Source organism: Agrobacterium sp. Azo12, from assembly GCF_029193765.2.
GTDB lineage: Bacteria > Pseudomonadota > Alphaproteobacteria > Rhizobiales > Rhizobiaceae > Agrobacterium.
Genome location: NZ_JARFYO020000001.1, coordinates 776,883 through 799,754, shown reverse-complemented (window position 1 = coordinate 799,754; position 22,872 = coordinate 776,883). Strand labels below are relative to the sequence as shown.

Annotated in this window: 20 protein-coding genes and 1 pseudogene; 8 read left to right on the top strand and 13 right to left on the bottom strand. The window is 54.5% G+C overall.

The window, feature by feature from the left end:
* Window positions 1-189: 189 nt before the first annotated feature.
* Window positions 190-1,020, bottom strand: coding sequence for a tetratricopeptide repeat protein (locus tag PYL13_RS03605; RefSeq protein ID WP_259147649.1), 831 nt, complete (start codon window positions 1,018-1,020; stop codon window positions 190-192).
* Window positions 1,021-1,147: 127 nt separating this feature from the next.
* Here PYL13_RS03605 and PYL13_RS03600 point away from each other — a divergent pair, with 127 nt between their 5' ends.
* Window positions 1,148-2,539: a leucyl aminopeptidase family protein gene (locus tag PYL13_RS03600; protein WP_259147650.1), complete on the top strand. Its 1,392-nt coding sequence runs from the start codon at window positions 1,148-1,150 to the stop codon at window positions 2,537-2,539.
* A gap of 108 nt (window positions 2,540-2,647) precedes the next feature.
* On the opposite strand, the gene PYL13_RS03595 is transcribed toward PYL13_RS03600, so the two are convergent.
* Window positions 2,648-4,135 (bottom strand): MFS transporter, encoded by a 1,488-nt coding sequence (locus PYL13_RS03595; RefSeq protein ID WP_275640512.1) that lies wholly within the window; start codon window positions 4,133-4,135, stop codon window positions 2,648-2,650.
* An 86-nt stretch (window positions 4,136-4,221) separates the two neighbouring features.
* Here PYL13_RS03595 and PYL13_RS03590 point away from each other — a divergent pair, with 86 nt between their 5' ends.
* Both PYL13_RS03590 and PYL13_RS03585 read left to right on the top strand, forming a co-directional pair.
* The gene (locus tag PYL13_RS03590; RefSeq protein ID WP_275640511.1) at window positions 4,222-4,776 is read left to right on the top strand and encodes a TetR/AcrR family transcriptional regulator; all 555 of its coding nucleotides are present in this window, start codon (window positions 4,222-4,224) and stop codon (window positions 4,774-4,776) included.
* Window positions 4,777-4,828: 52 nt separating this feature from the next.
* Window positions 4,829-5,233, top strand: coding sequence for a RidA family protein (locus PYL13_RS03585; RefSeq protein ID WP_275640510.1), 405 nt, complete (start codon window positions 4,829-4,831; stop codon window positions 5,231-5,233).
* Between the two features lie 163 nt (window positions 5,234-5,396).
* On the opposite strand, the pseudogene PYL13_RS03580 reads toward PYL13_RS03585, so the two are convergent.
* The 8 genes and pseudogenes from PYL13_RS03580 to PYL13_RS03545 all read right to left on the bottom strand — a co-directional run bounded on the left by PYL13_RS03580 (window position 5,397) and on the right by PYL13_RS03545 (window position 13,168).
* Window positions 5,397-6,082 (bottom strand): annotated as a pseudogene (locus tag PYL13_RS03580) (class I SAM-dependent methyltransferase).
* A 125-nt stretch (window positions 6,083-6,207) separates the two neighbouring features.
* Window positions 6,208-7,512 (bottom strand): nicotinate phosphoribosyltransferase, encoded by a 1,305-nt coding sequence (pncB, locus tag PYL13_RS03575; RefSeq protein ID WP_250983501.1) that lies wholly within the window; start codon window positions 7,510-7,512, stop codon window positions 6,208-6,210.
* Window positions 7,513-7,666: 154 nt separating this feature from the next.
* Window positions 7,667-8,032 (bottom strand): hypothetical protein, encoded by a 366-nt coding sequence (locus tag PYL13_RS03570; protein ID WP_250983500.1) that lies wholly within the window; start codon window positions 8,030-8,032, stop codon window positions 7,667-7,669.
* Between the two features lie 105 nt (window positions 8,033-8,137).
* Window positions 8,138-8,983, bottom strand: coding sequence for a C40 family peptidase (locus tag PYL13_RS03565; protein WP_275640509.1), 846 nt, complete (start codon window positions 8,981-8,983; stop codon window positions 8,138-8,140).
* Entirely contained in the window at window positions 8,980-9,345 is a 366-nt protein-coding gene (locus tag PYL13_RS03560) for a MarR family winged helix-turn-helix transcriptional regulator (protein ID WP_275640508.1), read from the bottom strand. The genes PYL13_RS03565 and PYL13_RS03560 overlap by 4 nt, the downstream gene beginning before the upstream one ends.
* A gap of 368 nt (window positions 9,346-9,713) precedes the next feature.
* Window positions 9,714-10,829, bottom strand: coding sequence for a DUF475 domain-containing protein (locus PYL13_RS03555; RefSeq protein ID WP_275640507.1), 1,116 nt, complete (start codon window positions 10,827-10,829; stop codon window positions 9,714-9,716).
* Between the two features lie 367 nt (window positions 10,830-11,196).
* Window positions 11,197-12,120: a DMT family transporter gene (locus PYL13_RS03550; RefSeq protein ID WP_275640506.1), complete on the bottom strand. Its 924-nt coding sequence runs from the start codon at window positions 12,118-12,120 to the stop codon at window positions 11,197-11,199.
* Between the two features lie 166 nt (window positions 12,121-12,286).
* Window positions 12,287-13,168 carry a LysR family transcriptional regulator gene (locus PYL13_RS03545; RefSeq protein ID WP_250983495.1) on the bottom strand — a complete coding sequence of 294 codons (882 nt, stop codon included), beginning with the start codon at window positions 13,166-13,168 and terminating at the stop codon, window positions 12,287-12,289.
* A gap of 106 nt (window positions 13,169-13,274) precedes the next feature.
* On the opposite strand from PYL13_RS03545, the gene PYL13_RS03540 reads away from it, so the two are divergent.
* From PYL13_RS03540 to PYL13_RS03530, 3 genes are all read left to right on the top strand, one after another.
* Window positions 13,275-14,771, top strand: coding sequence for a CoA-acylating methylmalonate-semialdehyde dehydrogenase (locus tag PYL13_RS03540; protein WP_275640505.1), 1,497 nt, complete (start codon window positions 13,275-13,277; stop codon window positions 14,769-14,771).
* A gap of 302 nt (window positions 14,772-15,073) precedes the next feature.
* Window positions 15,074-16,432, top strand: a complete 1,359-nt coding sequence (locus PYL13_RS03535) for a glutamine synthetase family protein (protein ID WP_275640504.1) — start codon at window positions 15,074-15,076, stop codon at window positions 16,430-16,432.
* Window positions 16,433-16,439: 7 nt separating this feature from the next.
* Window positions 16,440-17,738, top strand: a complete 1,299-nt coding sequence (locus tag PYL13_RS03530; RefSeq protein WP_441296655.1) for an NAD(P)/FAD-dependent oxidoreductase — start codon at window positions 16,440-16,442, stop codon at window positions 17,736-17,738.
* 96 nt (window positions 17,739-17,834) lie between these two features.
* Here PYL13_RS03530 and PYL13_RS03525 read toward each other — a convergent pair whose 3' ends face one another.
* Complete coding sequence (locus PYL13_RS03525; RefSeq protein WP_259147666.1) at window positions 17,835-18,338, bottom strand: gluconokinase; 504 nt, start codon at window positions 18,336-18,338, stop codon at window positions 17,835-17,837.
* Window positions 18,339-18,541: 203 nt separating this feature from the next.
* Here PYL13_RS03525 and PYL13_RS03520 point away from each other — a divergent pair, with 203 nt between their 5' ends.
* The gene (locus PYL13_RS03520) at window positions 18,542-19,840 is read left to right on the top strand and encodes a TadE/TadG family type IV pilus assembly protein (RefSeq protein ID WP_441296619.1); all 1,299 of its coding nucleotides are present in this window, start codon (window positions 18,542-18,544) and stop codon (window positions 19,838-19,840) included.
* A 90-nt stretch (window positions 19,841-19,930) separates the two neighbouring features.
* Here PYL13_RS03520 and PYL13_RS03515 read toward each other — a convergent pair whose 3' ends face one another.
* Both PYL13_RS03515 and rirA read right to left on the bottom strand, forming a co-directional pair.
* A complete protein-coding gene (locus PYL13_RS03515) occupies window positions 19,931-20,983 on the bottom strand; it encodes an AbrB family transcriptional regulator (protein WP_275640502.1) in 1,053 nt (350 codons plus the stop codon).
* Window positions 20,984-21,137: 154 nt separating this feature from the next.
* Window positions 21,138-21,635 (bottom strand): iron-responsive transcriptional regulator RirA, encoded by a 498-nt coding sequence (gene rirA / locus PYL13_RS03510; RefSeq protein ID WP_250983489.1) that lies wholly within the window; start codon window positions 21,633-21,635, stop codon window positions 21,138-21,140.
* A 159-nt stretch (window positions 21,636-21,794) separates the two neighbouring features.
* Here rirA and PYL13_RS03505 point away from each other — a divergent pair, with 159 nt between their 5' ends.
* The gene (locus tag PYL13_RS03505) at window positions 21,795-22,859 is read left to right on the top strand and encodes a Fe(3+) ABC transporter substrate-binding protein (protein WP_441296654.1); all 1,065 of its coding nucleotides are present in this window, start codon (window positions 21,795-21,797) and stop codon (window positions 22,857-22,859) included.
* The last annotated feature ends 13 nt before the right edge of the window (window positions 22,860-22,872 follow it).

The window sequence follows — 22,872 nt, the reverse complement described above, 5'->3', positions numbered from 1 at the left end:
AACGTAAGCGAATATTTTTAAACACGCAACGGCCTATTGCTTAAAAAGTCCTTACGACTTTTGGCTGTATAAATGCCGCTAAAGGCGGGAGAATATTACCCGAAAACAATCATGAGCAGAATTCAGCAAGTTATTGCTGTGATTTCACTTTCCAGAGAAATTGTCCACGGCCTGGAACACACAACAACCTTAATTGGTTGCGGTTTTTTCCTTGTCGGCAAGCTGCTTCCATGAACTTTGTTGAGACAACATGCCGCGCAGGTAAGCAAGATTTGCTTCTGCCTGCTGCTGGGTCAATTCCTGCCGGGCGATGTTATCGGCCTCGGCGAAACGTCCTTGGAGCCCCACGACCAGCGCCAGATTCTGGCGGATACGGCTGTCAGCGCCCGGTTGCTGCGAGGCTGATCGCAGATAGGTTTCGGCCGTTCTTGGATCACTCGACAGGACGTAGGACATTCCGAGGTTGGACAGAATACTGGGTTCGTTGGGCTGCAAGTCCAACGCCATGCGGTATTTGGTGCGCGCTTCTGGCGAGCGGCCGAGTTGATCCAGCACGGCACCTTCAGCAGAATACAGGCGCCAGTCCGGTCTATCCGGTGTCTGCGCGCGGGCGATTGTCGATAGAGCCTGCTCCAGCTGACCAGCACCGGCCTGCGCCTTGCCATAGGCTGCCAGCACGTTACGGTCTGCCGGGTTGGCAATGGCGATCTGCTGCATCACGGCCAGAGCCTGTGTGCTTTTGCCGGTCATCATAAGAAGATTGGCATAGCTCATGCCCGTGCGCGCATCCTTCGGATTGCGTTCATAGGCTTTGCCAGCTGCTTCTTCGGCCTGCCGCAGTTGAGACTGGTTGAGATTATCGTATGATTGCGCTGGCGCCGTTGTCGGGATAGAGCCTGTTGTCAGCCTGTCATGCTTGTTGGTAGAGGCGCATGCGGTTAATGCTAGCGCCAAAGCAAGCACGGCACCGCCGTTGATTATGGCTTTTCGCGCTGCAGATACAGAGTGAACAGCAGTCATGGCATTGCCCCTGCGTGCGTTGAACGGCTTTTGCACCTATAAGCGGCGCAATCTTCGCTCCAGCAATAATCTGTTAACCCTAACAGAGTGTTAATTTACTGATTCTCCAAGTTTACGAAAGCAGATCATGGCCCCGTATCAGTTCATCGAAAGAGCAACACCGTTCAGTGCCAAAGCGGGCAACACCCTGCCGGTTTTTGCGGTAACGCCAGCTCATATCGAGCAAGGTGCCATCGACCCCATTGCGCTCGATTGGGCGCGCAAGGCCGGTTTCAAAGCGGAAAGCGGCGCCATTCTGCTCATCCCTTCGGCCGATGGTTCGCTGGGTGGGGCGCTTTTCGGACTTGGCAGCAATCCGTCCGAACTTCCTTTCCTGACCGGCAAACTGGCCCGCGAACTGCCAGAGGGTGACTGGCACATTGAAACCGCACCATTGACGGTGAACCGTCTCGCACTGGGTTTCGGTCTTGGCAGCTACAAGTTCGACCGCTATCGCACCGTCAAATCTTCGTCGGCCAAGATGCTCATTCCGCAGGATGCCGACGCAACCGGCATCAAGCGGACACTGGCTGGCGTCTTCCTGGCACGCGACCTCATCAACATGCCAGCAAACGATATGGGGCCGGACCAGCTTGAAGTGGCTTTCCGTGCACTTGCTGCCCACTACAAGGCGGAAGTCACCGCCGTGACTGGCGACAAGCTGTTGAGTGAAAACTTCCCGCTGATTCATGCGGTGGGTCGTGCTAGCGAAGGCGAGCCGCGTCTTCTGGAAATGCGCTGGGGCAAAAAAGGCAATCCTGCGATTACCCTAGTTGGCAAAGGCGTGTGCTTCGATACCGGTGGTCTCGACATTAAACCTGCCTCTTCGATGGCGTTGATGAAAAAAGACATGGGTGGGGCGGCAAATGTGCTTGGCCTTGCATTGATGATCATGGAAGCCAAACTCAAGGTGAACCTGCGCGTCATCGTTCCTGTCGTCGAGAACTCGATTTCCGCCAATGCTTTCCGCCCGGGCGATATCTACCAGAGCCGCAAGGGTCTCACGGTACAGATCGACAATACCGACGCCGAGGGCCGGCTTATTCTGGCCGACGCATTGGCCTACGCCGATGAGGACGAGCCTGACCTGATGATTGACATGGCAACACTGACCGGTGCTGCCCGCGTGGCGCTCGGACCTGACATTGCGCCGTATTACACCGATGACGAAGATCTCGCTCATGACATCGCCGAAGCGGGCATGGACATGGACGACCCGATGTGGCGCATGCCGCTTTACATGGGATATGACAAGGATATCCGCTCCCGCGCTGCCGACATTACCAATGCGCCGGCTGGCGGCATGGCAGGCTCGATCACAGCCGCCTTGTTCCTCAAGCGCTTTGTGTCGAAAACCAAGAAATGGGCCCACTTCGACATTTACGGCTGGTCGCCGAATGAACGTCCGCACTCGTCGGTTGGTGGCGAAGCGCAGGCCATCCGTGCGCTTTATCACTACATTGCCAGAACCTACGGCTGATCAGCAAAAACTAACGGCTCAAAACAGACCTGCACAAACGGCAAAACAGCGGTGCGCAAACACCGTTGTTTTCTTTTGAGCCAGCGTGGCAAGTGTGACTGTCGGTGTTCAGTCGGCGTGTTTGTGCTGTGCCAGCATTCGCACCACGATGCTCGTCGCGCCAAGCAACACCACGGCAGTGATCAACACGGCCGCAAATGCATTGCCAAAGGCCGTTTCTGCGGCACTGCGAACTGCAATGGCAAGAGTGCCGCCAACCCGTTCAGCCAAAAGAAGTGCTGCATCAAGACCATCACGGGCGGAGGCCGCACCGTCGTTGATACCGATAGGCGTTTCAAACGAGGTGCTGTAGACCGCAGCAAGGACACTTCCAAGCGTGGCGATACCGATCGCACCGCCCAGTTCAAACGAGACTTCCTCGATCGACGCTGCCATGCCACCATGATGATCCGGCGCGTTGAGCATGATCGCGGTCGAGGCGGCGGTCATTGTCGCACCGAGACCTATGCCCATCAGAAACAGGGCAGCAACCTGCAAGGCGAGGCCATCGCTGATGACACTGTAGTAAAGCGCGAGGCTGGCTGCCGCGATTGCCATTGACAGCCACATGACGGCCCGTTCGCCCACTTTTGCCACCAATATGCCTGCCAACGGGCCGGCGATAAATGCACCAAGCGGAATGGGCAGCACCATCAGACCTGCCTCCAGAGGCGACATGTCGAGCACAAGCTGGAAACGCTGGGTGACCGCCAACTGAAAGCCCAAAAGAGCAGCCGAGGCGACGGCAGCAGCAATCACGCCGGCCAGGAAATTGCGGTTGGCAAACAGGCTGAAATCAATCAACGGAGATGCGATGTGACGTTGGCGACGGGCAAACAGCACTAGGAAGACCAATCCCAGCAGTGCCGAGCCGGCAAATGACGACAGAGAAATGTCCTGCTTTGCCAGTTCCTTGACGGCATAGGTTGAGGCAACCAGACCGATCATGATCTGTACGGCCGAAATGATATCGAATGATCGCGCCGGATTTCGCAAGCCGGGGCTAACAAACAGGATGGTTGCGACAAAGGCGACCACGACGATGGGCAGGTTGATCAGAAAAACCGAACCCCACCAAAAGTGTTCCAGCAACACGCCCCCGATGACCGGTCCGAAGGCCGCACCGCCGGAGGCAACGGCTGCCCAGACGCCTATCGCGAAGGCCCGTTCACCGGGCTCCGTGAATGTCTGGCGAATAATCGACAGCGTGGCTGGCATCATCATCGCTGCGCCAACGGCAAGCAGCGCCCGTCCGGCAATCAACATCTCAGGGTTCGGTGAAAAGGCGGCGAACAGTGATGCGGCACCAAAAATAATCAGACCGATCAGGAACAACAGACGTGCGCCGAATTTGTCACCAAGCGCGCCGGATGCCGGCAGTAAGCCGGCGACGGTCAGCGCATAGACATTTACGATCCACAATTTTTCCGAGGACGATGCCATGAGATCATGTGTCAGACGCGGCAATGCCGTGTACAACACCGTCATATCGATCACGATCATGAACAAGGCACTCGATACAGTCGCGAGAATACCCCATCGTGCTTTGGCCTGCATAAAAACTCCATGGCCGCTAAGAGCGAGTTGAACGATAGCTGTGAATTATTTAAATACATACGTATGGAATTAAAAAGAGGCAAGGCATGGGACGAAAGAAAACCATCGATCGGGAGATCATTCTGAATGCCGCCGAAGACATTGTGCGCTCACGAGGAGCCGCCGCCCTGACAATTGATGCGCTGGCAAAGTCACTTGGCGTAACGAAGGGCGGTATCCAGTACAGCTTTGCCAGCAAGGATGCGATTATCGACGCGATGGTGTCCCGCTGGTTCGTGACCTACGACCAGAAGTTCCAGGAAATTGCCGGCGAGGCTCCCGACCCGCAGGCCAAGGTCTGGGCGCATGTGGAGGCGACACGGCAGGCTGACGAGCCGGCAAACTACAAGGCCGCCGGATTGATGGCGGCGCTGATGCTGTCGCCCGAATATCTGGCCTCGACCAAAAAATGGTATGAGAGCCGCACGGAAGGTCTTGATGTGACGACGCTTGAAGGGCGCGCCGCACGGCTGGCATTTCTTGCCACCGAAGGGGCTTTCGCATTACGCTGGTTTGGCCTGATGGATATTTCCGATGACGAATGGGCTTCAATCTTTGCCGACATCAAGACAGTCCTGAACAAAGAGCCTAAGGTTTCATAAGGACATCGGCCGACACGTACGACGATCTTCGCTATTACTTGGAAACCCTTACATGTCCTCTTTCATTGATTTTCGTACGCCAAAAACCTTACCGCCGACCGCGAGTTACTCGCACACTGCGATTGTCCCGGCCAGCGCCAAGACAATTTTCATTTCCGGCCAGGTTCCCATGGATGTGACTGGTGCACTGATCGGTGAAGGTGACTTCAAACGTCAGGCCGAAAAGGTGTTCGAGAACATTGAAATTGCCCTTGCTGACGCTGGTACCACCTTCGACAATGTCGTTAAGCTGGGCATGTATCTGACAGATATGAATAACCTCGGCACCCTCAGAGAGGTGCGGGACCGCTTTATTCAGCTAAAGGCACCACCAACCAGCACACTTGTGCAGGTAACGGCATTCTTCAACCCGGCCATTCTGTTCGAAATGGATGCAATTGCCGTCATCGAAGGCTGACATAACACCGCGGACCCGCAACAGTGTGAGTGAGCACCGGACTGCCATTTTCCTGTTATCTCAGCCAGACAAATGAAGACGAACTGCATAAGTTGGCTGATTAAATTGGAAGATTTTTGTGTGCGGCACAGTCACCCCATTGGCAGGCTTGGACCACTGTAGGCTAAGCAGCGTAGGCCACCCAACCCTTGATGCTGAGCCCCGCATAAAACAGCGACACGTTTGAAAACCCCGCCTCCTGCATCATGGCGACGTCGTCGTCCGGCGAAAGGATTGAAAGCCGGGTGCCAATGGCCTGTCGCGCGCTTTCAACCTTTGCCGGGTCGGTGCCGTTTGCCAAACCATAGGCGACGTGACGCGCGATCCATTTCGAGCGCTCAGGTTCGCTTTGCGAAAGCTCAAATGCACCGCGAGGAACGGCGCGCCGGTTTTCAGGCGTTTGCGTATTTGCACGAGTGTTTCGAGACGTTGCTGCTCGGCGATAAAGTGGTAGGTTAGTATAGCCGTGGCTGCATCATAAGCCGCTAGTGGCGCATCTTCGATGTAACCTTCGAACAGGCGGACCCTGTTGTCATGAGCTGCGATCACCGTGTTTGCCAGCTGCAACATGTCGGCCGATGGATCCACACCATCAAAGCACCAACCGGCATGGGCATCGGCCAGAGCCTTGATTTCCTGTCCACCGCCTGCCCCCAGAACCAGCAATCGGCCATCCTGCGGCGTTACTTCCGTCAGTAACAGCGAGATCATCCTGTGCAAATCACTGTAGCCGGGGACCTGCCGTGGTGGCCCTTCATTATAGGAACTTACTGCCTTTCCCTTGAACGGGGGTTCCACTTTCTCATTCATGTCCTCACTCCATTCGCATAATGTTACTTTTGTTGTTACATGAATGGATATAGGCACAGAAAGATGCCTGCCAAGAGCAGGCGTCACGTCATGCGGGTCAATGGAGCAGATGGCAGGTGGCTGGTTTAAACAACCACTTCCTGATTTTTACGGTCTTCCTGACCGAAAAACTTCAGGTAGCGCTGCACTTCAGACGCTTCTCCGGTTGCCTTTTGTGGATTGTCGGAAAGCTTGACCGCAGGCCGGCCATTGGCATCGCTGACCTTGCAGACGATGGAGATCGGCTTCAGTCCGGCAATTTCTTTCGGGGCACAACCGGCAAAGTCGTTGGTCAGGTTGGTACCCCAACCAAAGCTCATACGGGCACGACCTTCAAAATGTTTGTAGGTATCGATAATTGCATCGACATCAAGACCATCGGAAAAGATCAGCAGCTTCTTTTTCGGATCACGGTTCATCTTCTCCCACCAGGCGATGATCCGTTCGCCACCCTCGATGGGTGGTGCGCTGTCCGGACGGAAGCCGGTCCAGTCAGCAACCCATTCAGGCGCATTTTTCAGGAATGCCGCGGTACCAAAGGCGTCTGGAAGAACAATCAGCAGGTTGCCACCATAAAGGCGGTTCCAGTCCTTCATCACCTGATAGGGTGCGGCGGCCAGTTCCTCGTCATTATTGGCAAGCGCTGCGACCACCATCGGCAGTTCATGCGCGTTGGTACCAACCGCTTCCAGATCGGAATCCATCGCCAGCAGAACGTTGCTGGTGCCGGTAAAGGCCGGACCAATGCCTTCCTTCAACGCGTCCACGCACCAGCGTTGCCACAGGAAACTGTGACGGCGGCGGGTGCCGAAGTCGGAAATGCGCAGGCCCGGCAATTCGCGCAGACGTTCGACCTTCGACCACATCTTAGCCTTGGCACGGGCATAAAGAACGTCCAGCGTGAAATAGCCGAGCGATTTCATGGCGCTGCGCGACCGCAGTTCGTTGATAATGGCCAGTGCCGGAATTTCCCACAACGTGGTGTCCATCCAGCGGCCATGGAAATTCAGCTCATACTGGCCGTCACGCTTGGAGAGTTCGTATTCCGGTAATTGGTAGCTGGACAGCCAGGACAGGAATTCCGGCTCAAAAATCTGCGAGCGTCCGTAGAAGGAGTTACCGGCCAGCCAGATTGTTTCCTTCTTGGTCAGACGAAGCGTGCGAGCGTGATCCAACTGATCACGCAGTTCCGCCTCATCGATTTCGTCGGCAAGGCGCACGGTCTTGGTGCGATTGATCAGGGAGAATGTCGCATCGACTTCCGGATAGAGTTTCCAGATCATCTGCAACATCAGAAGTTTATAGAAGTCCGTATCGATTAGGCTACGAATGATCGGATCGAGCTTCCAGGCGTGGTTATGAACGCGGGTGGCGATGTCCGTCATTGTCATGTCTGCGGCTTCCCTCTTCCGGCCGGTGGGCCGGTTTCCCTCTGCACTGTGAAAGCAAAACTGCCATCACAGTCACTACACAGAAACAGACATACTAAAGTCCATGGGCCGGAAACAAGCCACCAGTAAAGATAAATGGCATCAATAAATCATATCAATTGTAGGCGTCGGACGGATTGATGCCGGGGTACCAGTCTTTTGAGGTCGGATTTTGCGATCCCCAATAGGTCAGACCGCCGCCCTCGCAGCGATAACCACTTACCGGAAGGTCCTCTTCGAAAATGCTGCGATAGCGCCGCTTGTCGAATGAGCCGGTCTGCAATTCGCTGCGGCAGGTATAACGTACCTTTGGTTTTGCGGTGGCGGGATCTTTTACACCCGGCAGATCGCGGTAGGCATCCGGCGCACTTAACTCGAAGCCGTCCTGATAGATCGTCTGCGCGCTGGCGCTGCTCGATGAAAATCCAATGGTCGCCACAAGCGGCAGTATCGCCCAAACTTTCATCGATATCCCAGCCACGGCCACCACCTCTTACTGCTACGTCTACATCCGCAATATAGGATAGGCAGCGACCATAAACAGGCCGCCTGCAACAACGATTTCGTGAACGGTATAAGCCGCCTTTTACAGCCGCTTGTAGGAGGTCGGAAATTCGTAAAGCCAGCCAATGCGCTTGACGGCTTCATCGAAATTCTCGCGGGCCACTGTCATGCTGTGGCCGTTGGCGTGCAGCAGCGTTTCAGCATCTTCCATAATGCCGACATGTCCCTTCCAGAACACCAGATCACCACGACCGAGTTCGTCGCGCTCGATCTCAAAGCCCAGTGATTTGACCTGCATGTCGGTATCGCGCAATGAGGTCTTGCCGGTCATCGACAGGGACAGTTGGACAAGGCCAGAACAATCGATGCCAAAGCCCGAGCGACCGCCCCAAAGATATGGCGTCTCGATAAATCTGACAGCGACGGCCACATAATCATCAGACACAATTTCACCGATCGGCAGACAGTGCGCCGCAATGACCCCCTCACCTTTTTCAGTCAGAAGATACCGTGTCCCGCGGGTTTCTGCCTCACCGACAAAACGCAGCGTGTTGCCCATGGACAGAGCTGCTACCGGTGGCTTGCGCAGTTCTGCCTCCGGATAGAGAAAGGTTCTGGGTGCGATGATGCGGTGTGTTGCAGCCTCAAGCTGCCCCAGCGCCGTTTCCAGCAAATAACCGGTGTAACCATCCGTATCGGCCTGCACCCAGGCCCAGCCATTTGCGCGTTCAAAAACCCGCACGGTTTCACCGAGCAGAAGTTCGGTGTCGATACCCTTGGCAAGATCAGGCGATGGGCGCAAGGCACAGACAGGCACCGCGATGCGCGCCGGTTCACCCGCCACAAAACGGGTTGCTTCGACCTGCCCCTCCAGTCTTGTATCGGCGAGGTCCGGGCGAAATGCATGTAGGCGACGATCCAGTATCATGGGCGTTTTTCCGGCGTTGTTTGCAGTCTTGCCTGCTCGATAATCATATCGCCAAATTTTTCAAGGAAAAGAGCACCTGTTACAGTCCTTTTGATGACGACGTTGCGCCGGTCTTTTTCGTCGCGTACGCGGTCGATCAGCCCCATGTCGCCCATCGTATCCAAGGCGCGGGTAATCACCGGTTTGGTGACACCAAGTACTGCCGCCAGACCTCTGACGGTGTGTGGCGGAGGAACAAGATAGACATGCAGGAGAACGGCCATCTGCCTTAGGCTCAAATCACGGGCGTCGGTTTCAACCTGTTTCAGGGTTACCCTGTGCCACAGGCCCAAGGCCTCGGAAGCGGAAAATTCGACCGGCAAATATCCCTCCAACTCTCAGGGGTCATGGCTCTGCGCATCCGTTTTCCTTGATTGTGATGATAAACACAACACGCAAAAGCAAAACCGCCGCCGATGTTCTTGCTGACAGCAAGTATCGACGGCGGTCTATTTCACCCTTTTAGCGGGCGTTTTTCCGTCCCCTCTGGACTTGTTTCTTACAAAGCAGAAACCGTGCCAGTTTTGTATCAAAGTGAAAAGTGCAGTATTTTCAGCATATTGTGCTGATTTACGCCAAACCGACACCGAAATGGCATCGGGCAAAATTTGTGCAGTGCGAAAGCATTTGCCTAAAAAAATCCCGCCGGAGTGCGGCGGGATTTTCATACCAATCCGTTGCTTTTGAAAAATCAGACTTCCGCAGCCTGTTTTTCTTCCGCTGCCTCATGGGCACGTTCATTTCGGTTGTAGCGAATGGAAGACCACAGCGCGATACCGATCAGGGCCGCGCCACCAAGACCGGTGATGACTTCCGGAATGTGGAACAGGCTCTGCATGTACATGATCACCGAAAGGATGAGGATGGCATAGAATGCGCCATGCTCAAGGTAACGGTATTCCGCCAGCGTACCCTTCTCAACCAGCATGATCGTCATGGAGCGCACATACATGGCGCCAATGCCGAGGCCGATGGCAATGATGAACAGGTTCGAAGTCAGCGCGAAGGCGCCGATGACGCCGTCGAAGGAGAAGCTGGCATCCAGGACTTCAAGGTAAAGGAACGCGCCGAAACCGCCCTTTGCCGCACCCTGCATCATCTGCTGGCTACGGTCGAGCACGCCGCCGAGAACTTCCACCAGCAAGAAGGTCAACAGACCCCAGATTGCCGAACTGAAGAAGACGTTTGCTGCTTCAGGACCGAGTTTCGGATCACTGCTGTCAGCGATGATACGCGAAAATATCAGCATGATGACCAGAACGAAGGCGATCTCGATGCCCTTGATGGAAGAGTAGGTGGAAATCTTCTCTTCAACCCAACGCACCCAGTGCACATCTTTTTCGTGATCGAAGAAGAAGCTCAGGCCAACCATCATCAAGAAGGTGCCGCCAAATGCCGCGATTGGCAGATGTGCGTCCTGCATGATCTGCGCATAACGATCCGGTTCAGTCGCGGCCATGACCATGGCAGTCCATGGACCGACATTGGCGGCGATAACCACGATGAGCAGCGGGAAGACGATACGCATGCCGAAAACGGCAATCAGAATACCCCAGGTCAGGAAGCGATGCTGCCATTCCGGCGTCATGTCCTTGAGCTTGTTGGCATTGACGATGGCGTTGTCGAAGGAAAGCGAGATTTCAAGAACAGCCAGAACTGCGCAGATGAAGAAGATCGTTGCAGTGCCGCTGACGGTGCCTGTCATCTCCCAACCGAGATAGCCGCCAAGAATAAGGCCAACAACAGTGACGATGAAGGCCCACTTGAAGTAGGAAAGGGTCGATTTTTGGGTTGTGGAGAGGCTCATGTTCAAATCTCTCCGCGAATTGAGATGCTGACGTGCGCAGCAAGAAACGCCATGCCACAAATGGCACGCGCAGTAAGCGTGGTTGTTGTCTTCATGGGATAAAATCCGCCGGCTGCTTTGCAGGCGGTACCGACATCGCGAGAGCGCCGTAAAACTCTCGCCAGAGGGGCCCGGCACCATTGTTCCTCTTGCCCGATCATAAGTTTGTGATGCGAGCCTCTATGTACTCTGCCAAGTTTGGGATTTCGTCAAGTCCCCCGAGCGAGCGGCATATCATCAAAAACGGGAAACAAGCCGTTTTCCGATCTATTTCCCGTCAAAATTTGTCCGGCATTTCCCGTTTTACGGGTGTGGCTGCCAAATATCCTCACACGAGGTCATTTGGAAATTCGGCAATTGCCTTTTTGCGCTTCAGCGCATTTTCGCGGAAGAAGATGTAGAGGCCCGATACCACGATCAATGCTGCACCAATCACAATCGACATTTGTGGAATGTCGTTGAAGAAAAGCCAACCAAAGAACACCGCCCAGAGCAACAACGTGTATTGCAGCGGTGCAACGGCTGCGGCATCGGCCAGTTTAAGGGCGCGGTTGACGAGCACATGCGCGCCCATGGCGACAATGCCAAGCAGACACAACAACGACATATCGAAGGTGGATTCAAGCGGCACCCACCCATCCGAAGACACCAGCAGTGCTACGGCACCAGCAAGCAACGCTCCGACGATCTGCCAAAATGCCAAAGTGGTATCGGCGGTGTTTCGCAGCTGTCGTCCGGAAATCATCATGAAGGCGAAGGCTGCACTGCCAATAATCGACAAAAACGCAGCCGGCGTCAGGCTTGCCGAGCTTGGCTTGAGGGCAATGATCACACCGACAAAACCGATTGCGATGGCGGTCCAACGGCGCCAGCCGACCTTCTCGCCAAGAATGAATGGGGACAGTGCCGCAACATAGATTGGAGCTGCCAGCCAATAGGTCATCACATCAGCCAGAGGCAGTGAAATGACGGCGTAATAAAAACAGAAAATTTCGATCGTCGAGAAACAGACACGCGCAAACTGCAGGCCGCGCCGCTCGATGTTCACCAGACCGCTGACGCCGACTTTCCAGAGAATAGGCAAGAGTATGACGATTGCAGCGACGCTACGGATAAGGATGACCTGACCGAGAGAATAGGTGGAAACCAGCCATTTCCCCATTGCGTCATTCAGCGCAAACATCAGCATTCCCAGCAACATTACGCATACGCCAAGGCTGGATGGAGACAAACGTTGGAAAAGTGCGGTCATATCAGGGTCTTTTCATGCAGGAATGGTGTTTTTCTGCCCTACAAGTCTCTTTCCCTGTCGGTTGTGTCAAGGCAGTGATGATTGCCATTCGCAACAAAAGTAATATTTTTTATTTTCCGGCCCGTTGAATGCTAACGGACACTGATTTACTGGCAAAATGTCTGGATCAGGTGAAGTTTCTTTTCTCCTGGGCAATCAGTTCCTGCAAAAACTGCACAACAGTGCGCACACGAACCAGTTCACGTGCCGATTCATGATAGGTTGTCCAGTAGGACCGCAAAATGCTGTGCTGCGGAAACAGTCGGACAAGTTCAGGATATTGCCGCGCTATATAATCATGCAGAATGCCAATGCCTGCACCCGAGCGTACCGCTTCCGTCTGGCCAATGGCACTGGAAATTTCAAAGGCGGCATCCCAATCGCGCATGATCTCGCCAGTATAATTGAGCGATGGCGCGAAGATCAGATCTTCCACGTAACCAATGCGGGTATGGTCTTTGAGCGCCTCCAGCTGCGGAGGCGTGCCTTTCGTCTCCAGATAGCTGCGCGAGGCATAAAGGCCGAGTGAATAATCCGTTAGCTTGGCGGACACCAGTCGCCCCTGCTCGGGTCGTTCAATGGTGATGGCAATGTCCGCCTCACGTTGTGACAGCGAAAACGAGCGTGGAACCGGTACAAGCTGTACCCGAAGGGCTGGATAACGGGCGATCAGCGGCCCAAGCCTTGGGGCAAGGAAGGCGACGCCGAAACCGTCAGGCGCACCGATACGCACCGTGCCGGCCACCGCTGCATCCACCCGGCCAAGATCTGCCTGGGCGTTCATCATTTCCACTTCCATGCGTTCGGCAGAAACCAGAAAGCGGGCACCCTGCTCCGTCAGTTCGCATCCATTGGTACTGCGCAGGAACAGCTGGCTACCGAGCGAAGTTTCCAACGCAGATACCCTACGGCTCAGCGTTGCGTGGTTGACACCCAGCCGTTTTGCAGCGGCCAGAAACTGCCCGGAACGGGCCACACTCAGGAAACAGCGCACATCATCCCAATTCATCTGTCAGCCCTTATGTCGAAATTTGCACAACAGATGATTATTCCAGGCCATTGATTTGTGCAATTCAAAGCGTAATGCTGCCGCCAATTCAATTTGGAGGATCATCATGAAGGAAATCGGTCATTTCATTGGCGGCAAACATGTTGCTGGCACCAGTGGGCGCACATCTGATGTTTTCAACCCGGCAACCGGTGAAGTTCAGGCAACCGTGGCACTGGCCAGCGAAGCTGAAATCCGTGCGGCTGTTGAGAACGCCAAGCAGGCACAACCAAAGTGGGCCGCGACCAACCCGCAGCGCCGTGCCCGCGTATTCTTCAAGTTCGTTGAGCTTCTCAACACCCACCTGGACGAACTTGCCGTTCTGCTTTCCAGCGAACACGGCAAGACGGTAGATGATTCCAAGGGCGACATTATCCGCGGTCTTGAGGTCTGCGAATTCGTATGCGGCATTCCGCATCTGTCCAAGGGTGAGTTCACAGAAGGTGCCGGCCCTGCCATTGACATGTATTCCATCCGCCAGCCTGTTGGCGTTGGTGCCGGTATCACACCGTTTAACTTCCCAGGCATGATCCCGATGTGGATGTTTGCACCGGCCATTGCATGTGGTAACGCCTTTATCCTCAAGCCATCTGAGCGGGATCCATCCCTGCCGATCCGCCTTGCAGAACTGATGATCGAAGCTGGTCTGCCGGCAGGCATCCTTAATGTCGTCAATGGCGACAAGGGCGCCGTCGATGCCATTCTGACCGACCCGGATATTGGTGCAGTATCCTTCGTCGGCTCCACGCCGATTGCCCGTTACGTGTATGGTACCGCTGCCATGAACGGCAAGCGTGCCCAGTGCTTCGGTGGTGCGAAGAACCATATGATCATCATGCCGGACGCCGATCTCGATCAGGCTGTCAATGCGCTGATGGGTGCAGGTTACGGCTCTGCTGGCGAACGTTGCATGGCGGTGTCCGTTGCCGTTCCGGTTGGTGAAGAGACAGCAAACCGTCTGGTCGAAAAGCTGATCCCGCAAATCGAAGCCCTGAAGATCGGTCCTTACACTGATGACAAGGCCGACATGGGCCCGCTGGTCACCAAGGAAGCGCAGGCACGCGTCAAGGGTCTCATCGACAGCGGCGTTGAGCAGGGCGCAAACCTCTTGGTTGACGGCCGTAACTTCAAGCTTCAGGGTTATGAAGACGGTTATTTCGTCGGCGGCTGCCTGTTCGACAACGTCACGACCGACATGGATATCTACAAGCAGGAAATTTTCGGACCAGTTCTGTCGGTTGTCCGCGCCAAGAACTACGAAGAAGCTATCGATCTGCCGATGAAGCATGAATATGGCAACGGCGTTGCTATCTTCACCCGCGATGGTGATGCGGCTCGTGACTTTGCATCGCGCATCAACATTGGCATGATTGGCGTCAACGTACCAATCCCTGTTCCGCTGGCTTACCACTCCTTCGGCGGCTGGAAGGCTTCAAGCTTCGGTGACCTCAACCAGCACGGTACAGACTCCATCAAGTTCTGGACCAAAACAAAGACCATCACTGCCCGCTGGCCATCAGGCATCAAGTCTGGCGCCGAGTTCGTCATGCCGACAATGAAGTAAAACAAACGACATCACTGACTTTCCGAGCCCGTAGCATATCAATTGCTGCGGGCGTTGTTTTTGCAGCTGCAATTGCAGAGTTCGTGACCTCTCGCTCTCGTAATGCGCTTTATGGCTGGCCTTCTGCACGCAGTGCACGTAACATGCTCTCAATCAAGAAAGGTTGGGCCTAACCGGACCGGCCGATAATGGGGTGTTTGCGGGTTATGGTGGCGCGTTTTCTGATCTACCAGCAAAGAGATGTTTTTCGTTAGCGACAAGCGGACATGTCGCATGAACGGAAACAGACCTTTGGTGCCTGAATGGATAATATTGAATACGCAAAGACCTTTTTTAACGAAAATCCCGACATTGAAATTCTAGAAGCCTTTGTCATCGACGTGAACGGTGTTCCGCGTGGCAAATGGATTCCGCGCGAGCGCGCGCTGGATATTCTCGAAAAAGGCATGGCCGTGCCGCGCTCCGTTTATGCCCTTGATATCTGGGGCCGGGACGTCAACGCCGCCGGGCTTGCTGAAGGAACAGGTGATCCCGACGGGATTTGTTACGCCGTCCCGGAATCGCTTTCGCGCGTGACATGGCTTGGGCGTCCGACCGCGCAGGTTCTGCTGGCGATGAAAAATGCCGATGGAAATGGCTTTTTCGCCGATCCACGCCACGTGCTGGCGCAGGTGCTGGACCGCTACAAAAAGCTGGGTCTGACACCTGTTGTCGCAACGGAACTTGAGTTTTACCTGATCGACCCTGTGCGCTCTGCCCTTGACCCTGTCCGTCCACCGAAAAGTCGTGAAGGCCGCTGGCATACCGGCCAGACCCAGGTGCTTTCGATTTCGGAATTACAGGATTTCGAAAACGTCTTCCACGAAGTGGCAACGGCGTGTCGCGAACAGAAGGTGGCGGCCGATACGACATTGCGTGAAAATGGCCCCGGCCAATATGAGATCAACCTCAACCATGTCCCGGATGCCCTACGGGCCGCCGATTTTGCGGTGTTTCTGAAGCGTATCGTCAAGGGTGTTGCGCGCAAGCATGACCTTGATGCCACCTTCATGGCCAAACCCTATGGCACACAGGCCGGCAATGGCATGCATGTGCATTTTTCCGTCCTGGACGAAAACGGCAACAACATCTTCATCGGGCCTGATGGTCCGTCCGATGCACTGATGCATTCGGTTGGAGGACTTCTGGAAAACATGGGCGAAAGCATGGCAGTGTTTGCACCACACGCCAACTCCTACCGCCGCCTGCGTCCCAGCGAACACGCACCAACCTATGCCTCATGGGGTTTCGACAACCGCTCTGCTGCAGTGCGGGTAATTACTGCCAGCCGACCTGCCACGCGTATTGAGCACCGTGTTGCTGGGGCTGATACCAACCCCTATCTGGTGCTGGCAATGATCCTCAATGCAGCGTTGACCGGCATGAAGGAAAAGCGTCAGCCCGGCGGCGCTATTGCTGGCGACAGCCACGCAATCAACCACGAACCATTGCCGACGAACTGGGACTATGCGTTGCAGCGCTTTGCACGATCCAGCTTTGCCTACGCGACCTTTGGACAAAGATATCGCACGCTATATTCCGCCTGCAAACAACAGGAGCTTTCCGAGTTTTCGCTCCGCGTAACCGACGTCGAATATGACGCATATATCAGGACGGTGTGACATGAGCATGGTTTCTTCTGCGAGCACAAACCCCGGCCACACATCTTCCTGGTATGCGGCTTCCGCCAATGACAAACATGTCCGCCCTGCCCTTCAAGGCGATGTTGAAGCTGATATCTGCGTGATCGGTGCCGGCTTTACTGGAACGTCGGCTGCCCTTGAATTGAGTGAACGCGGTTACTCCGTTGTCGTGCTTGAGGCCGAGCGAATTGGCTTTGGCGCATCCGGTCGCAATGGTGGCCAGATCGTCAACGGCTACAGCCGCGACCTGCAAACCATTGCGGGGCGTTACGGAAAAGACAAGGCGCTAAAACTGGCAGCCATGTCGCTGGAAGGCGGAGAGATTATCCGCAGCCGTGTGGCAAAATATTCAATCGCCTGCGATCTAATTCATGGCGGGTTCTTCGCCGCCTTTACCGATAAACAAATCCGCGAAATGGAGGCGCACAAGGCGCATTGGGAAAAACACGGGCACACCGGCCTCGAAATGGTTTCAAAGGCAGAAGTGTCGAAATACGTCAAGACCGATCGTTATGCCGGGGGCATGATCGATAAACTCGGTGGACATATTCATCCGCTTAACCTGGTGCTGGGCGAAGCCGCCGCGGTCGAAAGTCTCGGTGGACGTATTTACGAAAACTCACGCGTTACTGCGGTTGAATTCGGTGCAAATCCAATTGTGCGGACGGCAACCGGCAAGGTCACTGCAAAATATGTGCTGGTCTGCGGCAACGCGTATCTCGGTAAATTACTGCCGCAAATTGGCGACAGGATGATGCCGGTGTCGAGCCAGGTCATGGCGACGGAACCGCTGGATGCCGATCTGATCGAGCAGCTTTTGCCTGCCAATTACTGTGTCGAAGACGCCAATTACATTCTCGATTATTACCGCCGCACCTCCGACAACAGGCTGCTTTATGGCGGTGGTATCGGCTATGGCGGGTCAGACCCTGCAGATCTGACCGGCGTTATCCGCCCCAATATGTTGAAGACCTTCCCGCAGCTGGAAAAAACAAAAATCGAGTTTGCGTGGAGTGGTAATTTTGCGCTGACTTTGACGCGTATTCCGCATATGGGCAAACTGGCCGAGAATGTCTACTTCTCGCATGGTGACAGTGGCCATGGGGTGACGACAACCCATCTTCTCGGCAAGATTCTCGGTGAAGCAGTGGCCGGTCACGCCGAACGTTTCGACGTGTGGTCATCCCTGCCAAATCTGCCATTCCCCGGAGGCAAGACATTCCGCGTGCCACTGACGGTCCTTGGCGCATGGTGGTACGGCCTGCGCGACCGTTTGGGCCTGTAAATTAACCCATAAAAAGCGCGTCCTGTTTGCAAGGGCGCGCTTTTCTCATGTCAGGGAATTGAAAGCCGCACCGGACAATGGCCGGGTCGCAAGGCTTTAAGCCTGCTTCAGCCCTTCAAGGGCATTTTCAACAATCACCTCAGGGCTATGGCTGATATCGACGGTCACCACACCCGGTTCACCGGTCGGGTCTTCCAAGGTTGCCAACTGGCTGGTGAGCAATGACAGTGGCATGAAGTGGCCGGTGCGGGCGCCCATGCGCTCAGTCAGCAGCTCAAGCGATCCATTCAGAAACACAAATGCGAGATCACCGTCGCAGGCGTTGCGCAGGCGCTCGCGGTAGGTCTTTTTCAGCGACGAGCACGAAATGACGATGCCGCCTTTGGCAATGCCTTTGCGCAGCTCCTCTCCAATCAAATCCAGCCACGGCCAACGATCGTCGTCGTTTAGCGGAATGCCTGCTGCCATTTTCTCAACATTCGACTGAGGATGAAGGCGATCGCCTTCCTGAAACTCAATGCCAAGCTTTGCAGCGATTGCTTCACCGACCGTGGATTTGCCGCAGCCGCTGACGCCCATGACGACGATTGCTTTTCTCATAACGCACCTGAATGGGAGGAAGGAAAATTTTCAATTTCGCCTAACACGTTCATAAATGATCGCAAACCTAAAAAAGGTCATTGCAGCAATCATTTTACCGCACGCTTTAATTGCTAAAAATGCAAGCGTCGTTTTTACCGTTTGTTGGCCTACACTCTTTTCAAAATATTAAAGCGTTGAAAATACAACAATTTTATAAGCGAATGATTTGTCTCGATATGAAACGACGGTTGAACATGATGTCCCGACTTGAAACAAAAATATTTAAAACAAAACAGATTTTACGTGGCTTGACTTCAGACCGCTCCGGAAATTTTGGTGTTATGGCCGCCGTGATGTTACCTGTTCTGCTGGTTGCAGCAGGTGGTGCCGTTGATATGTCGCATGCTTTTGCAAAAAAGCAGGAATTGCAGGAAAAAATGGATGCGGCCGTTCTGGCTGCCGTTTTGAAATCTGACGCGAAAAGCCAGCGCCAGGAAGTGGAAAACTTCATGGGCGCGTTTCTGCCGGAAGAAACGAAAGACGGCCAACCCGTTGAAATGAGTTCCGCAGCGGTGCTGACGGTCAGCAACAATCCCGATGGCAGCGTAACCGGCACATTCGCAGATAAATTCAAACCATCCTTCCTGGGTCTTGCTGGACTGAATGAACTGAACATTTCAGTCTCGTCCACCGCGATTGCCGACAAGGCAGACACGGGCGGCCCGTGCATTTACGTGATGGGTAAGCAGAGCCAGGCTGTACTCATCAATTCCGGAGCCAATATCAAAGCCACCAAATGTGGTGTCGATGTCCACTCCACCAGCAACCCCGCCTTTATCATGAATAGCGGCTCCACCATCAACACGATGCGGTTCTGCGTGAAGGGCACAAATTACATCAAGAATGGCGGTACGCTGACCAATCTCGAAGTGGGTTGCGCCGCAGCTGACAATCCCTATGCCGGCAAGTTGAGCGAGCCGACCGTTTCCTCCATTTGCACAACAAGCGGCACGCGCGACGGTCAGACGCAGGTGATGAAGCCGGGCGTTCACTGTGCAACGACATTTAACGGCAGCCCGAAAATTACATTTGAGCCGGGATTGCATATCATCAAGGGACGTATGATCATCAACAGCGGCGCGACCGTTGTGGCAGAAGGCGTGACCTTCTACTTCCCCGACGTTAACAGCGAAATTCGCGCCAATGGTGGACTAACCTTTACGGCAACCGCACCAACAAGCGGCACGTACAAGGGCATTCTGATGTTTGAAAACACCAGCAATTCCTCCAACAGCAACAACAAGCAGCAATATATCTTCAACGGCTCCAAGGGCGAGCAGCTGGAGGGCATCATCCATCTGCCGAACCGTGACGTGGTCTATAACTCGACCACCAATCAGTCCAACAAGATATCCATGGTGGTCAATTCGATGATCATCAACTCCGCCAACTGGCAGCTGGAGCCCTACGGCTCTGCCGGTTCCAGCGGCACAGTGGGCTCTGTGCGACTGGTTCGCTAACGCCAATAATCTGACAGTTTGATCCCCGGTCCAGCGCCGGGGATTTTCGTTTGCGACCAACCGGGCAACCGGATGCGACGTCGCAGCCTGTTATTTGCCAGCATCCCTGCCTTCCGGTCTGCTTGTTCTTTTGAGAACAGCCGGCATCAGGAATGATAAAAACAGCAGCCGCAAAATATGGTGCGAGCCAACATAGGTGGCATCGGCATGCATCATGATGGCCATGGCGGCCATGGTCTCCAGTCCACCGGGCGCAAAGGCAATCATCACGGCATTCAGGGGCACGCCAGTGAGATTTGAAATGGTGAGCGCAATGGCACCGGCAATGCCCACTACAACGATGGTCAAAACGCCACCGGCGATAAAGGCGCGTTTCAGTTCGCCAATCGAAACGTTGTAAAATCGTAGACCGATCAGACAGCCGATCAGAATATAGGTCGGCTGGATGGCCCATGGCGGCACAGCACCTGCGGTAAAGCCCGTAATATGGGTAGCAACGGAAACGACCATGCCACCCAAAAGCAGAGCAGCAGGAAAACGCCAGCGGATAAACAGCATGCCGAGCAGCAGTGCGCAGGCAAATGTCACGACAAGCACAACCGGGTTCATGGCGGCGGCCGGTGCGGAAATATCGGTGCTGACGAGATCGAAATATTCAACGATCAGTGGAACGGACAGCGTCAAAGCAAGAACGCGTACACTTTGAATGATGCTGATGCTGGCAAGGTCGCTGCGCGTTTCAGCACTCAGGCTGATGATGTAGCTGAGATGGCCGGGCGATGCGGCAAGCATGGCGGTGGTACGGTCATAACGGAACACGTAATGCAGCAGCCAGTATCCGCAATACAGTAGCAGGACAACGGTAACGACGACCGCGACGAAACTCAAAGGCCAGGATTTTGCGGCGTGGAATATTTCCGGCGTTACGCTGGTGCCCATGGAAATGCCAACAAGCACGAAGCAGGCATCACGGATGCGTTTGGGAATATCAAGTTTGAGGCCGAAAAGTCCGCACATTGTAACGGCAAGTGCGGGGCCGGAAAGAAATGGTGCAGGAATACCTGCAATTGCTGCAAGTGCGGCCCCGGCAGTACCAACGACAACCGTCAGCAGCAGGGTGAGGATCTCTGGTTTGGTAATCACGGCAGGAATACAATCGGTATGTTGCGATGCAAGACAGGCGGATATTCTGATATCAACCTAACGACTATGCCGGAAGATGCGAAGCAGGTTTTGCTTTTCGCCAAAAAAAACCCGCACAAAGTGCGGGTTTTTGAAAATCTCTGTCTACGAATTATCAGGCTGCAGGCGCGACAGGCGCAGAGGCCGTTGTCTTTGCCGCAGGGCGCCTGGCTGGCATGTCATCAAGACCAAGCAGGAAGCCAATCTGTGGACGGGCCTTGACCAGATCATCAATGGAATACTCTGCCAGCACGTCAAAGAAGGCATTCAGAGCCTTACGCAGCGCCGAGTTGAGCCCGCAGCTGTCAACAAGTGGACACTCGACGGCACCATCTTCAAAGCACTCCGCCATGGCAAAGCTGTCTTCGGTGACGCGGACAACGTCAAACAGGCTGATCTTGTCAGCTGGCTTGCCCAGACGCACACCACCGTTACGACCACGAACCGTCTCGACCAGACCTGCCTTGTTCAGTGGCTGGAGGATTTTGAACAGGAACAATTCGGATACGCCATAAGCCTTGGCGATTTCCGGGATACGGCTGAGATTGCCGTCATTCGCTGCGCAATACATCAACATGCGAACGGCGTAATTGGTCTGTTTTGTCAAGCGCATGCTGATCTCCTAACTCTCTTTGTGGAGTTATATAGTCTGTTTTTCAGTTTAGAACAATTCCAAGATTGGAAAAAATTCCATTAAATTTCAGAATTGCTGAAATAGCCGTGTTGACCATTCCCTTGAATCATGAACAAACAACTCAACAATGGCAATGTAATGGAGGCTAGGCCAATGGCAAGCGTGAAACCTCGCGTTTTTTGGGCTGCGTTAACAGGATGCTTATTTTGCTCCGGTGTTTCCACAGCTTTCGCCAACGGTGAAGTCAATGTTTACTCCTACCGCCAACCGGAACTCATTCAGCCGCTGCTGGACGCCTTTACCAAAGAAACCGGCATCGAAACCAATGTGCTGTTTCTGGATAAAGGGCTTGTCGAGCGCATTCAGGCCGAGGGCGTCAATTCGCCTGCCGATATTCTGCTGACGGTTGATATTGCACGTTTGGTCGAGGCCAAGGAGGGCGGCGTTACGCAGCCTGTGCTGAATGATCCGATCATTGAAAAGGACATTCCGGCCAATCTGCGCGACCCGGAGGGCGAGTGGTTCGGCCTGACGACACGTGGCCGTGTTGTTTACGCTTCCAAGGACCGCGTGACACAAAAGGACATCACCTACGAGGAGCTGTCAGACCCGAAGTGGAAAGGCCGCATCTGCATTCGTGATGGCCAGCATTCCTACAATATTGCGCTGTTTGCCTCGATGATTGCCCATCACGGTGTTGACTATACCCGCGAATGGCTGACCGGTCTGAAAAACAATCTGGCCCGCAAGCCTGACGGTACTGACCGCACCCAGGCGAAATCGATCTTTTCCGGCGAGTGCGATATCGCGCTTGGCAATACCTATTACGTCGGCCTGATGCTGACCAATGACAAGGAGCCGGAAGAAAAAGAATGGGCCGGTGCTGTGCGGGTCATTTTCCCCAACGCCAAAGATCGCGGCACACACGTCAATATCTCGGGCGTTGCGATGACGAAATATGCTCCGAACCGCGACAATGCGCTGAAGCTGATGGAGTTCCTGGCCTCTGGTGAGGCGCAGGAAATCTACGCAAAGGAAGTGTTTGAATATCCGGTTCTGCCGGGTGCGCAGCCTTCCGACGTCGTCAAAGATTTTGGCCCGATCAAGCCGGACCCACTGTCCCTGACCGAGATTGCCGCGCACAGAAAAGAAGCTTCGGAACTGGTGGACGAAGTCGGCTTCAACGAAGGCCCGTCGAACTGACAGGAAGCCTTGA

Bases quoted from the DNA above. Each gene is read 5' to 3' on its own strand.
- PYL13_RS03555 (WP_275640507.1), bottom strand. From the start codon at position 10,829: ATGAGCCTCTCCACAACCCAAAAATCGACCCTTTCCTACTTCAAGTGG.
- rirA (WP_250983489.1), bottom strand. From the start codon at position 21,635: ATGCGCTTGACAAAACAGACCAATTACGCCGTTCGCATGTTGATGTAT.
- PYL13_RS03550 (WP_275640506.1), bottom strand. From the start codon at position 12,120: ATGACCGCACTTTTCCAACGTTTGTCTCCATCCAGCCTTGGCGTATGC.
- PYL13_RS03565 (WP_275640509.1), bottom strand. From the start codon at position 8,983: ATGATACTGGATCGTCGCCTACATGCATTTCGCCCGGACCTCGCCGAT.
- PYL13_RS03505 (WP_441296654.1), top strand. From the start codon at position 21,795: ATGGAGGCTAGGCCAATGGCAAGCGTGAAACCTCGCGTTTTTTGGGCT.
- PYL13_RS03590 (WP_275640511.1), top strand. From the start codon at position 4,222: ATGGGACGAAAGAAAACCATCGATCGGGAGATCATTCTGAATGCCGCC.
- PYL13_RS03605 (WP_259147649.1), bottom strand. From the start codon at position 1,020: ATGACTGCTGTTCACTCTGTATCTGCAGCGCGAAAAGCCATAATCAAC.
- pncB (WP_250983501.1), bottom strand. From the start codon at position 7,512: ATGACAATGACGGACATCGCCACCCGCGTTCATAACCACGCCTGGAAG.
- PYL13_RS03540 (WP_275640505.1), top strand. From the start codon at position 13,275: ATGAAGGAAATCGGTCATTTCATTGGCGGCAAACATGTTGCTGGCACC.
- PYL13_RS03535 (WP_275640504.1), top strand. From the start codon at position 15,074: ATGGATAATATTGAATACGCAAAGACCTTTTTTAACGAAAATCCCGAC.
- PYL13_RS03520 (WP_441296619.1), top strand. From the start codon at position 18,542: ATGATTTGTCTCGATATGAAACGACGGTTGAACATGATGTCCCGACTT.
- PYL13_RS03595 (WP_275640512.1), bottom strand. From the start codon at position 4,135: ATGCAGGCCAAAGCACGATGGGGTATTCTCGCGACTGTATCGAGTGCC.
- PYL13_RS03525 (WP_259147666.1), bottom strand. From the start codon at position 18,338: ATGAGAAAAGCAATCGTCGTCATGGGCGTCAGCGGCTGCGGCAAATCC.
- PYL13_RS03600 (WP_259147650.1), top strand. From the start codon at position 1,148: ATGGCCCCGTATCAGTTCATCGAAAGAGCAACACCGTTCAGTGCCAAA.
- PYL13_RS03585 (WP_275640510.1), top strand. From the start codon at position 4,829: ATGTCCTCTTTCATTGATTTTCGTACGCCAAAAACCTTACCGCCGACC.
- PYL13_RS03545 (WP_250983495.1), bottom strand. From the start codon at position 13,168: ATGAATTGGGATGATGTGCGCTGTTTCCTGAGTGTGGCCCGTTCCGGG.
- PYL13_RS03530 (WP_441296655.1), top strand. From the start codon at position 16,440: ATGGTTTCTTCTGCGAGCACAAACCCCGGCCACACATCTTCCTGGTAT.